Origin of the sequence: Streptomyces glomeratus, from assembly GCF_021462825.1 — a bacterium.
GTDB lineage: Bacteria > Actinomycetota > Actinomycetes > Streptomycetales > Streptomycetaceae > Streptomyces > Streptomyces glomeratus.
Window position 1 is genome coordinate 16,510 of sequence record NZ_JAKEEB010000053.1, and the last position, 11,098, is coordinate 27,607.

Below are 11,098 nucleotides of genomic sequence, written 5' to 3' on the forward strand. Positions count from 1 at the left end.
GGTAGCGGTTCTGCACTGTCTGGGTACTGTTTGGGGAGTCTTTCCTTTCGTCGGGTGGGGTTTTCTGTGGGCTGGTCGTGCGGGTTTTACTGGGTGGATGCCTTCGGGTTTCTGCCTGTGTTCCCCGGGCTGTGCCCTGCTGCTGGCGGTGGCCGGTGAGTCGGAAGCTTCCACTCGCGCAGGGTGAGACGTCCCGGACGGCGTGCGCCCGGGTTTTGCTGCGTTCGGCTGTGGAGGAGAAAACCGGCGAGGTCGTACCGGCGGCTGCTTTGGCGGAGCGTGTCGGCTGGTGTGCCGACCTTGTAGCCGGCATGGTCGTTTCGGTACTCACCGCGCACTGGAACGCAGCCGACGTCGCGCAGTTGGCGTCGGGTGTTGATGTGACCGGCCGGGCGCTGCCGTCGAATGCGTGGATGGCGCTCAGGCGCCTGGGTTGGAATGCCGCACCACCGGAGGGCATCAAGGTCAATGACCGTGTGGTGCGGATGGCCCAGGAGCAGGCCGGCCGGACCCTGCGCTCGGTTCATTGGCGTGCCGGCCTTGTGGCCGGGATTCTCAAGACGTGGCCGGGAAGTCCCGGCCGGCGCACCGCAGCAGAGTGGGCCGCGGTCCGTGGGGCGATCGAGGGCGGTCGTGACCTCCCAGGCAGTGTGCTCAAAGGCCGAACGCGTCAGATACTTGCATTCCTCAAGGCTGAGCACCGTCTTCCGACGGATGTCTTTGAGCTGGAGGGTGTTCCGCGGGTGGCGCGGATGCTGCTGCTCGCTGCCTGCGACGGGCAGCAGGCCACTATCACTCGCGATGAGTCGAAACCGCGTTCCGCGTTGCTGCGTCTGCAGCTGCCCGTCCGCCCCGACCCGAAGTCCTACCGGGACTGGTCGTGGGTCGCTGTGCCGATGCGGGTCCCGGTGACCGTTCCCGCTGCTGGGGCATTGCACCTACCCACTCTCCGCGTCGGCGACGGCCGTATTTACGCGGACCTCGCATTCACGCATGCCGTGCCGAAGCCAGCCCGTGACGGGCACACCGTCGCGCTGGGTGTCGACTGGGGTTTGAACACGCTGCTGTCGGCGGGCGCGGTCCGGCTCGGCGGTGATGGGCGGATACGCGCGCTGGGTGCGGGTGCGCAGTTCCGGGCCGCGGGAGTGCTGGCGAAGCAGCACCGGCTGCGGCGCCTGTCGGAGAAACTGCACACGAAGGCCGACCAGTACGAGCGTCTGACGGACGGCCGCGAGCGCTTGCAGAAGGCCCCGGATGCGGTGCTGGAGGCCCGGCACACGGTACTCGCGCAGGAGCTTCGCCGCGTGAGCGCGCGGCGCTCAAACCTCAACGACGCGCTGGCGATGGCTGCGGCACGCTGGGCGGTGGACCAGGCGATCGCCACCGGCGCCACCGTGATCTACGTCGAAGACCTGCGGTCGATGGAAGCCAAAGGCATGGGCCGCAGCCTCAACACGCGTCTGTCCCAGCAGGTCCGCGGGGCGATCGTGCAACACATGCGGCGCCTCGCCGCCGAGGTGGGCATCGCCCTCGTGACAGTGCCCGCGGCCAACACCTCCAAACACTGCCCGCATTGCCTGGTGCCCCTACGCCACTGCCAGACCCCTGACCGGCCGAGCGTGCCCGGCTGGAAATGGGCCGTGTGCCCTAACCCCGGCTGCCGGTGGCAGGGCGATCGCGACCACGGGGCCTGGCAGCGGATCGCAGCCCGAGGCCTCGCGCACCAAAGCACCACCCGCACCGACACCAAGACCCGGCACACGGCGATTCCCGCCGTGGTGGACCGGTTCGAAGCCACCGCAGTCATCACCACGGAACCGAAGAATTCCCGGGAGGAACGGTCGAAGACCGGGCCGACCCGGGGCAAGACCCCACGCCCCGCGCCCAGGCGACGCAGGGCACCCTCCCCGGCACGGCCGCCCCGCAGCCCTGCCGGCCAGCGTCCGGAGGGAAACGCGCCCACGGGCCGGACCCGACTGCCCCGAGCAGCCGACCGGAACCAGGCCGTGCACGACACGATCAGCATAGGGACCCGCCGCAGGCACAACCCCCGCGGCGCAGCATTGGGCGCAGGCTTCCACTTCCACGCCCACGCAAGCCCACCCCGGTGGGTAAACAACCTCAGCCAGCCACTACGGCCGACTGAGGTTCCCTAAGCCAATCAGAGACGCTCCATCACGACCCGCCTGCCCCCACCGGGAGACCTACGGATGACTTCTCGCCTACACGCGCTCTGCTTCGATGCGCACGACCCGCTTCGTCTTGCGCGCTTCTGGGCGGACTTTCTCTGCTGGGAGACATCCGAGGACTCCTCCGACGGCATCACGCTGCTGCCCAGCGACGAGACCGGGTTCCGGCTCCGCTTCCTTTCGACCCAGGAGCGGAAGACAGGCCAGAACCACATGCACTTCGATCTGACGAGCACGTCCCCAGACGACCAGAAGCAGGTGGTGGAGAGGGCGCTCGAACTCGGCGCCCGACACATCGACATCGGTCAACGCCCGGAGGAGGGGCATGTGGTGCTCGCCGACCCCGAGGGCAATGAATTCTGTGTCATCGAGCCGGGCAACAGCTTCCTCGCCGAGTGCGGATTCATCGGAGCGCTGGCGGGCGATGGTTCGCAGGAGGCCGGGTACTTCTGGAGCCGAGCGCTGGGCTGGCCATTGGTCTGGGACCGGGACCAAGAGACCGCGATCCGCTCACCGCACGGCGGTCCGAAGGTCACCTGGGGGGGTCCACCCCTGATGCCGAAGACGGGGAAGGAACGGTTGCACTTCGACCTCGCTCCACCGGCCGGCAGTGACCAGCAGGCGGAGGTCGATCGGCTCGTCTCCCTCGGGGCAACGCGCATCGACATCGGCCAAGGCGACGTCGACTGGGTGGTGATGGCCGACCCCGACGGTCACGAGTTCTGTGTGCTGACCCCCCGATAGGCCACAGAGTGGGGTGGAGGCATGAAGACAGGGCCTCGGACACAGCACGAGGGGTGTTGAAGCCAGCCCGTGAGCCAGGAGGCCCCATCGAGGCAGTTGTACGTCGAGGGCGTCCGCCACGTGGCGTAGGGATCAAGGTTCGGAGTGGTCTACCAGCACGGAAGATCGATCGTCAGGGGGCGGGCCGGGCGGAGCGAGCCGATGTCGCACATGGCATCCACAGCCGCTACCCAGAGCCCTCTCACACTGGGTTTGTAGCTTCCATGACATGTCAAACGACAAGCAGCACACACGTTCAGCGCAGGACGAGAACGCCCCTGCCAAGGCGGGACCGAGCAGGCGGAAGGTCCTCACGGCACTCGGCGGAGCGGGGCTCGGCGCGGCCGGAATCGCCGTCTACTCTGCCAACGCCTCAGCTGAACCGGCGGGATCCGCCATGGACGCGACCACCACCGGCTCTGCCAGCACGGGTTCCACGGCCATCGCGCAGTGCGTTCTCACCGCGGAGCAGATGACAGGTCCCTACTACCTGGAGGACGAGAAGGTCCGCAGCAACATCACGGAGGGTAGGCCCGGCGTACCGCTCGCCATGACCTTCCTGGTGGTGGACACGAAAACCTGCAAGCCCGTGCCGAACGCGGCGGTAGACATCTGGCACTGCGACGCCGGTGGCGTCTACGCCGGCTACACGGCCATCTCCCCGGACGTGCCGTACGACCCCAGCAAGGCCGACGAGAACGGGCACGTTCCGAACACCGACGAAACGACGTTCCTGCGCGGAGTACAGCTCACCGACCGGCATGGCAAGGCGACGTTCAAGACGATCTTCCCCGGCTGGTACTACGGCCGCACCACCCACATCCACCTCAAGGTGCACTACGGTGGCGGGGTCGAAGGCCGGACGTACGAGGACGGCCACGTTGCCCACACCGGTCAGGTCTTCTTCGCCGACGAAGTCGCCGACGCTATCGCCAAGCTGGACCCGTACGCGAAGCACACGGGAAGCCAGCGGGTCAAACTGGCCGAAGACCACGTCGCCCGGTCGGCGGGCGCGGCCTCGCTGGTCACGCTCAAGCAGGTCAAGCCGGGCACTTACAGCAAGGGCCTGACGGGCTCGATCGTGCTCGCCGTCGACCCGGACGCGACACCGCCCGAGGCGGGTGGCCGTCCCCCTGGCGGCGGCCCGGGCGGCGGAGGCCCCAGCCCCAGCCCTTCCTCCTGATCCGCTTCCCACCCAAAGCACTGAGCCAAAGCGCTGAGCTCCGCCACCGCCCGTTGGGCAGGGGCGGAGCTCAGCCGCAGTCACCAGGTCCTGCGCACACGGGGCCGGGCGCGCGAGGGCGCTCACGACGGGTGTACATAAGAGGCGCAGGCGGGCACCGGCTCGCTCTCCTAAGATGCCTGGCCTCAGCGGCATTCCCGCCGGCTCAGGCCTCGCTTCACCTGGCCGAGGGTTCCCTGGACGTGAGAAGCGAGGTTCCTACGGCGGCCGCTCGCCGAAGTTCGACTAGTTCGGCTACCGCGAGCGGCACCCTGTCGGGTGCGGTCCGCGTGAAGGGCCACCGGGCGGTGGCCACCCGCAATGAGAAACTCGCCGTCCGCTGCGAGGCGACCATCCTCGTCGCAGTCCTCAACGAGTGGCTGGGACCGGACTTCTCACCCATCGCCCGGGGAGGTCGTCATCGGTGACCCAGCACGTTGGCCCTGAAGCTGACTTGCGCTGCCGGACTGGACGGGGAAGCGAGCGTCATGATCCAGCCGTGACTCATGACGTCCTCGGATCCGAACAAGCCGTAGACTGCCGGCTCTCCTGCGCAGCCTCTGAGCTGCCCCGACATTTGTAGCGGCCGATCTTGTGTGTTCTAGGCTGCGTTCGGGGTGATCACGGAACGGTAGTAGGCCGCCTCGAACTCCTCGGGTGGAGGTAGTCGAGTGCGGAGTGCAGGCGTTCGGTGTTGTACCCGTGTGGTGACACCGCGCTGACGGCGTGGTCGATCGCCAAGTGGCCCGTCCTGGGCGCTCCTGGTCACCGTGGAGATCGCGGTTCTGTACTGGGCGAGTCCGACGCGCGGGCGAAGGGTTCCGCTGGATCGCGCCGGGCTGATGGCGCTTCCTGAAAAGGGTCACCCGTGACCTGGTGGGTGGCCAAACCTGCGGTGGATCTCCCCGCCCTTCGGGTGACGTTGTTCGGTCTCTTCGCGTGATGTTGGTCGGCGTGTCGTCTTGGTCCTGGTGTGTCGTGGACAGTCTGCCAACCCGCAACTGCCCGCAGTCCGTCACCATCGTCGCTCGGCTGGCAACCCCGGAAGCCGCCCGTCCTCCCATGCCCACCGGTCCCGACGTCTTCCCGATGCGGAGACTCCCCTGACACACACGAAGCAAGGCAAGTACGCCTTGACAATTCAAAATTGTCAAGGCGTACTTGCCTCATGGCTCTTCCAGACCTGGACGATCTCATCGCGGAAGTCGACCGCAGATGCGACACCGCACACCGCTCCGGCGGACAAGGACAGCCGGACTGGCTCGCCCTCCTCACCGCTGCCGCCCAACTCGCAGGCCAGATGCAGGCGCTGGCAGACGACCTGGTCGAGGACTACGTCGAGCACTGCCGGATGCACGGCTCTTCATGGACCGACATCGGCGCCGCCCTGGGCGTGACCCGACAGGCGGTCCAGCAGCGCTTCCACGCACCGCACAAGCGATACAGCCCTGAGACAATGACCGACGACCTCCGCCAGGCGATGGTCCACGTCAAACAGGCAGCAGTGCAGCACCGCAACAACTACATCGGCACTGAGCACCTGCTCTGGGGACTGACCGCACAGGACAACAGCGCCACCCAGCTCCTGCAGTCCGCCGGCGTCTCACCGGAGACGGTCCACCGGTCCGTCGGCACCCGGCTGAGCATGGGCGCCTCTCAAGCAGCCGAACGCATCGCATGGACGCCCTACTCCCGCAAAGCCATCGCCATCGCGGAGGCACGGTCGGAGCAGAACGGCTCCGAGCGCATCGACTGCGACGACCTGCTGGTCGGCCTTGCCCAGGTCGGCCGCGGAGTGGCCGCCAACGTCCTGACCGAGGCCGGCTTCGAACCAGCCGCCCTCGACGCCACGACGGCGGACACCCACTCATCCCAGAACGGCTGACCACCACCCACTGCACCGATTCCCAAGGGGCCGCCGACCTCACGGTCGGCGACCCCTCATGGCTCGTACTCCCCAATCTCCCCAGGCCATTCAAAACCGGATCAACCGAGGAGGAAGAGCAGCTCTGGCCGAATCCAGGAAGTCCCACCAGGGCAGCTTCCTCGCCCTGGTGACCTGGATGATCGCCTCTCACGACCGAACCAGCCTGATGTGGAGGAGCTCCCTCAAGCGGCTTGGCACGACGTCGCAGCCTCAACGGTGGGCTACTTGGACGGCGTTGCGTGCGAAGGCGGTGCCCCGTAGCTTCGGCCAGGGGACACCCGCACCCTCCACGTGAGCCGACCGAAAGAGGCGTTCCTGTCATGCATGAAGCCGGATCTGTGCCACTGGACCTGCGGTTCGAGTCGGAGCTGCCGGCCGGTGTCCTCGAAGGGCACGCCGTCATCGTGGTACGGCCCCCGGCGCATCTCGATCCCGCGTCCCGTGCCGTTCTGCGACTGCGCCTGTTCCGTGCCCGTATCACCTCGCTGCACCGCTGCACGGCATCCTCGTCCTCGAGCAGCCTGTTGGAGGACGCGAGCGCCCGGCTGTGGGCGGAGCAACCGCATATCCTCATCTGTCCGCTTGACCCCCTGCCCGCCTCGGACGCGTGGGAGTACCACCTGAGGTGGGCGATCGACCCGTCGGAACCGGGTTTCGGGGCCGTCGGGGAGCAGTGCGCGCTGTTCGACGTCCGCCTCCTGGCCCGGGACCCCGACACCGGGGACCGTACGCTGGCCGCTGGAGGCATCATGGCCGCCTGGGAGGCCCCCCACCCCGTGAGGGATCTCCAAGCACTCGCCCACCTCGGGGCCCACGGCCGCCTGCCAAGGCCGCTGGCCGACGCCATCGCCGACCTGGTCGGCGCGAACGGGCCGTCGGTGCCCCTGTGCGGGTACTGCGCGATTTACTGGGAGTTGGAACTGCTCACGTACGCCGACCGCGTCCGGGATCTGGCAGAACACTACGGTGAAACCGAGGTTGCCGGCCTCCTGGCGCGGTGGGATCCGGGCCAGGGACTGGACCAGCCTGGCCGCCAGTACCATCGGCCCTGCCGCTGCCAGCGCCTCCGGCTGGGGGAACGCCCGGAGGCACACGAGGGTTGGCGGGCGGTGGCCGGGGGCGAGTGGTGGTCGCCGGACCCGGACACCCGCGAGCGCCTGGAGTCCCAGATGCGGCAGCAGGTCACAGCGGCCCGGCTCCGGCACCTCGCGCACAGGCGCCCGTTCCTGGGGGACATCTGACGCGGTGTGGGGGAGGACCGGCTTACTCCGGCCCACTTGGGGTCAGGTGGACACGGCGTGAACGGTGCATCCCTCGGTCTCGTCCGCCGCCAGACGGCCGGAATGAGCGACGTCTGTGCGCACGGTACCCGCCGACCGGTCGAAGTAGAGGTACGCGGCGCACCCCCTATCCGCCGAGGTCTCGGTGCGGTAGAACGCGATCTGGTCGACCAACTCCACGGCGGTGAACGACGCCAGCAGCGATTCAAGGACACAGTGGGGACATTCCCCTGCGATCCGGAATCGCCCCTGTATAGAACGGCGGTTCGCTTTTGCCGCGACCAGCAGGTCGCCGTCCTCGTCTAGGTCGAGGCATATCCAGCGCAGCCCGGGTTCGCGGGACAGAGTCTGCAGATCCCGCTCAACCTTTTCCTTGCCCGCCTCGACGGGTGGCATCGTCGCCCAGATCTTCTCCATGCGCCGGTCGACCGGCCCGGGGCGATGCAGGACACGCTGCATGACCAGGATCGCGATCAAGTCGGCGTTGTACCACACCACGAGCCAGACCGGCAGATCGTCGTCGACGAAGAACAGCACGCCGATGAGAGCCAGCATCACCGGCACGAAGATCCGCCACCGCATTCCCCGGACTATGCCGTAGTACGTGGCCAACGGCACCACGATGAGACCCAGCAGTTCGAGCACTCTCATATCTGCCTCACCCTCCACTCGGGCGTCGTTCGCCCATCAGTTCGCCGGGCCAGGACCGGTGACCGCAACCAAGCGGCCGTCCGCCACCCCCGTCGCCACTGCGTTCGCCGCGTTGTGACCGGCTGGGAATCTCCTGAACCGGGGATCGGCCATGCTGCCGACGGCCACTTGCGCCCCACCCACCGCGCGTCGGTGACCGTATCCACCAATACGGCGGTGATCCGCTCCGGCAACCCCCAGTCCCCGACCGGGCAGCACCCAATGCAGGCAACTGCCGCCGCACCACCGCACGGCACCACGGTGAGCTGCACCGACGCTGGGACACGGCCGCCGCGGGGTCCGCGTTCACCAGAACCGCGGATCCGCCAACCGCTCATCCCCCCAGGCAGACACAGCCCCAGCACCTCCATCGCCAACGTTCAGATCATCAGACATGCATACAACCACCCGCCGACGCACCACGACCAGCACACAGCGACTTACGCAACCATCACTCACGTACAGTCACGGACGTCCTGCCGCAGACTGCCCTGGACACCGGAACAGGTCACCGACCGCAGGCAACCCGCACTTCCGGTGGCCACCGTCTCCCAAGGCATACGCGTCCTGCTGCGCGCCGCCGCCGACACCACCACCGACCTCCGGGTGCGCGAGGGCGCGACACACTGAGCGGCTGGCCCGCGGCGCGACGTAGCGGCCGACCTGGACCACATGGCCTGTGCCGAGCGCGCAGGAGCGGAAGCGCGCTGGGGCACGTACGTCGTCTGCGCGTGCGGCATCGCCGCTGACGTCGGCGAGCTGATCACCGCCGCCCATGAGTGGAACTGGGACGTCAGGGTCGTAGCCACCCCGTGAAACCTTGGCTTCCTCGACGCCGAATTGATCGAAGCGCACACCGGCCACCCCATCCGCTCCGCCTGGCGCCCGCCGGGGCAGGCCCACCCCACATTGCCACAGCCGTCCTGCCATCCCTGATCTTGCGTGGGTATCCCTGGCTTCAGCCGGGGAGGGAAACGCATGCTCGGGTCGGAGGCGCGCAGCGTCGGAATTCGCTGCGCGTCTTGGGTGACGGTCAGGTGGGCCGCTTTTGGCCCTCGATGTACTGGCGGACGATGCTGAGCGGCGCGCCGCCGCACGAGCCGGCGAAGTAGGAGCGGGACCAGAACACAGAGCCCAGTCCGATGCGGTTGATACGGCCGGTGTACTCGGCGCGCAGATATCGGGAGCTGACGCCCTTGAGGCTGTTGATCAGCTTGGACAGGGCGATCTTCGGCGGGTAGTGCACGAGCAGGTGGACGTGATCGCGTTCACCGTTGAACTCCTTCAGATCTGTCTCGAAGCTGCCGCACACCTCTCGCATGATTTCCTCGCACCGCTTCAGCATGGCGTCATCGAAGACGTCTTTGCGGTACTTGGTAACGAACACCAAGTGCGCATGCAGGTTGTAGGCGACGTGTCGACCGGTGCGGATATCGGGGTTTGATTCCCAGCGCGGTGACATACACCAAAGGTAGTATGATCGTGCGGGCTGACCAGGAAGGGGGGTGGGCCGGATGATCCGTGCGTACAAGTTCCTCATGCGGCTCTACCTTCTTCCTGGGTCCGCCCCAGCCATTCGTAGGGTTGTGGCACCCAGGGGAGCTGGGTGTGGCTTTCATGCGGCTGCCAGCTGTGGCTCGGTAGGCTTGGCCGCCCGGCTCCCCACGACGACTCGGCCGCCGATTGGGAAATGCGAACAGGTCGCTGTGTAGAGCAATGCCGGCGAGGTCGTCCGTGGTACGTACTGCACGCACGACGAGCTGGAGCACGATGAACCGGATATGGGCCGGGACCGACTGCGGCAAGACCCATCACCACTGCCTGGTCCTGGACGACGAGGGCAACGCACTGTTGTCCCGACGGGTTGCCAACGACGAGCCTGAGCTGCTGAAGCTGGTCGGAGATGTCCTGGACGTCGCAGACGGCAGAGAGGTCACCTGGGCCTTGGACATGGCGGGCGGCGGCCCCGGCCTGCTGATCGCCCTGCTCGTCAACCACAGCCAGGAACTGGTCTACATCCCCGGCATCGCGGTCAACCGGGCCTCCGACGGTTACCGCGGGACGGGCAAGACCGACGCCCGTGACGCGCGGGTGATCGCCGATCAGGCCCGCATGCGACGCGACCTGCAGCCGATTCGGCCCGGTGACGATGCGGGCATCGAGCTGCGGCTGCTCACCGAGCGCCGTGTCGATCTGGTCGCCGACCGCACCCGCACCACCAACCGGCTCAAGGGCCTGCTGAACAGCATGTTTCCCGCATTGGAACGCGCCTTGGACATCGGCACAGCCGGAGCACTGCTGCTTCTTACGGGCTACCAGACCCCGGCGGCGATCCGCCGCACCGGCCTGACCCGACTCACTGCCTGGCTGCGCAACCGCAAGGCCCGCAACCCCGAGGCTCTTGCCGTCAAGGCCGTCGAGGCCGCTGAGCGGCAGCACACCGCCGTCGCAGGCGAGACGGCGATCGCGAAGATGGTGCACACCCTCGCGCAGGAGGTGATGACCCTCAACGAGAAGATCGCCGAGACGGACAAGCTCATCGAGGGCCGGTTTCGCGAGCACGAACTCGCCGAAGTGATCCAGTCCATGCCCGGCATCGGCGCGATCCTCGGCGCGGAGCTCCTCGTTGGCATCGGCGGCAGCCTGGACGCTTTTCCCACCCCTGACCGGCTTGCCGCATTCGCCGGCGTGACCCCCGCACCACGCGACTCCGGCAAGGTCATCGGTAACCTCCACCGGCCCCAGCGCTATCACCGACGCCTGCAGCGGGTCTTCTACACCTCGGCACTCGTCAGCATCCGGTTCGACCCCAACTCGCGGAAGTTCTACGACCGCAAACGTGCCGAGGGCAAACGCCATGTCCAGGCCGTGCTCGCTCTCGCCCGTCGGCGCGTGAACGTTCTGTGGGCCCTGATCCGTGACCGACGGTGCTACCAAGTGACACCTCCCGTCACTGCGCCGGCTTGATTTCGGCATTGGGAAGCCTTCCTATCGAGCGGGCTAAGCC

At 67.5% G+C, this 11,098-nt stretch carries 8 protein-coding genes and 2 pseudogenes; 8 read left to right on the forward strand and 2 right to left on the reverse strand.

From position 1 onward, the window contains the following. The first annotated feature begins 230 nt into the window (after nt 1–230). The 6 genes and pseudogenes from LZ604_RS33285 (at nt 231) to LZ604_RS33310 (ending at nt 7,362) form a co-directional block, all read left to right on the forward strand. Entirely contained in the window at nt 231–2,156 is a 1,926-nt protein-coding gene (locus LZ604_RS33285; RefSeq protein WP_234519814.1) for a zinc ribbon domain-containing protein, read from the forward strand. Between the two features lie 54 nt (nt 2,157–2,210). Then, a complete protein-coding gene (locus LZ604_RS33290) occupies nt 2,211–2,933 on the forward strand; it encodes a VOC family protein (protein WP_234519816.1) in 723 nt (240 codons plus the stop codon). Between the two features lie 268 nt (nt 2,934–3,201). Next, nucleotides 3,202–4,155, forward strand: coding sequence for an intradiol ring-cleavage dioxygenase (locus LZ604_RS33295; protein WP_234519818.1), 954 nt, complete (start codon nt 3,202–3,204; stop codon nt 4,153–4,155). Between the two features lie 745 nt (nt 4,156–4,900). After that, nucleotides 4,901–5,034 (forward strand): annotated as a pseudogene (locus LZ604_RS33300) (ribonuclease BN); the annotation flags it as partial. A 328-nt stretch (nt 5,035–5,362) separates the two neighbouring features. Next, a complete protein-coding gene (locus LZ604_RS33305; protein WP_234519820.1) occupies nt 5,363–6,079 on the forward strand; it encodes a Clp protease N-terminal domain-containing protein in 717 nt (238 codons plus the stop codon). A gap of 380 nt (nt 6,080–6,459) precedes the next feature. Continuing rightward, nucleotides 6,460–7,362 (forward strand): hypothetical protein, encoded by a 903-nt coding sequence (locus LZ604_RS33310; RefSeq protein WP_234519822.1) that lies wholly within the window; start codon nt 6,460–6,462, stop codon nt 7,360–7,362. Between the two features lie 42 nt (nt 7,363–7,404). On the opposite strand, the gene LZ604_RS33315 is transcribed toward LZ604_RS33310, so the two are convergent. Next, on the reverse strand, nt 7,405–8,046 hold the full coding sequence (locus LZ604_RS33315; protein WP_234519823.1) for a hypothetical protein: 642 nt from the start codon (nt 8,044–8,046) through the stop codon (nt 7,405–7,407). Nucleotides 8,047–8,763: 717 nt separating this feature from the next. Between LZ604_RS33315 and LZ604_RS33320 the strand changes: the two are divergent. Beyond that, nucleotides 8,764–9,006: pseudogene (locus LZ604_RS33320) on the forward strand (hypothetical protein); the annotation flags it as partial. A gap of 118 nt (nt 9,007–9,124) precedes the next feature. Here LZ604_RS33320 and tnpA read toward each other — a convergent pair. Continuing rightward, the gene (gene tnpA, locus LZ604_RS33325) at nt 9,125–9,553 is read right to left on the reverse strand and encodes an IS200/IS605 family transposase (protein ID WP_234519824.1); all 429 of its coding nucleotides are present in this window, start codon (nt 9,551–9,553) and stop codon (nt 9,125–9,127) included. A 308-nt stretch (nt 9,554–9,861) separates the two neighbouring features. Between tnpA and LZ604_RS33330 the strand changes: the two genes are divergently transcribed. Then, the gene (locus tag LZ604_RS33330; RefSeq protein ID WP_234519825.1) at nt 9,862–11,058 is read left to right on the forward strand and encodes an IS110 family RNA-guided transposase; all 1,197 of its coding nucleotides are present in this window, start codon (nt 9,862–9,864) and stop codon (nt 11,056–11,058) included. Nucleotides 11,059–11,098 lie beyond the last annotated feature (40 nt).

Bases quoted from the DNA above. Each gene is read 5' to 3' on its own strand.
- LZ604_RS33295 (WP_234519818.1), top strand. From the start codon at position 3,202: ATGTCAAACGACAAGCAGCACACACGTTCAGCGCAGGACGAGAACGCC.
- LZ604_RS33330 (WP_234519825.1), top strand. From the start codon at position 9,862: ATGAACCGGATATGGGCCGGGACCGACTGCGGCAAGACCCATCACCAC.
- LZ604_RS33290 (WP_234519816.1), top strand. From the start codon at position 2,211: ATGACTTCTCGCCTACACGCGCTCTGCTTCGATGCGCACGACCCGCTT.
- tnpA (WP_234519824.1), bottom strand. From the start codon at position 9,553: ATGTCACCGCGCTGGGAATCAAACCCCGATATCCGCACCGGTCGACAC.
- LZ604_RS33305 (WP_234519820.1), top strand. From the start codon at position 5,363: ATGGCTCTTCCAGACCTGGACGATCTCATCGCGGAAGTCGACCGCAGA.